The organism is Pseudomonas gingeri (assembly GCF_013386165.1).
Classification (GTDB): domain Bacteria; phylum Pseudomonadota; class Gammaproteobacteria; order Pseudomonadales; family Pseudomonadaceae; genus Aquipseudomonas; species Aquipseudomonas gingeri_C.
Map to the genome: position 1 here is coordinate 185 of NZ_JACAOS010000037.1, position 441 is coordinate 625.

Consider the following 441-nt stretch of genomic DNA (forward strand, 5'->3'; position numbering starts at 1 on the left):
TGGCCGGGAGTCCCGGCGTCCAGGTCCGGACCTCCAGGCGGGGCGTATTCGACCTTGACGTAGATTGGCGTGGCCAGCGAATTCTCCGGCGTAGGATTGCCGACTCGGATCACTTCATAAGAGAGGTTAAAGGGACCATCGACCAAGAGTAGCGGTGGGATAAAGCACACCACCTCCTGGTCCACCTGCTCATCGGTGTCGATGATGTCTCCCACCACCGGCTGGTTATCCAGCTTGACCCGGTAGCTATCCCCCCGACTCATGTTCGACCAAGGGTCGATGATCAGTTTCAAGCCGTCGCGGGGGTAGAGGTCCCGTGCGGCGATATTGATCCCCGTGGTGTCGGGGGGGATCGGGTAGAACGTCGGCCCACTGTTCGGAATCTCGATCTCTGGAAGAACGAGGGGCGTATTACCTGAGCGGGGCTTCTTGGGGGACATG

At 60.1% G+C, this 441-nt stretch carries 1 protein-coding gene; it reads right to left on the reverse strand.

The window, feature by feature from the left end; genetic code table 11:
- Positions 1 to 441 (reverse strand): hypothetical protein (locus HX866_RS33600; RefSeq protein WP_177141265.1); only part of this gene is annotated, 441 nt, incomplete at both ends.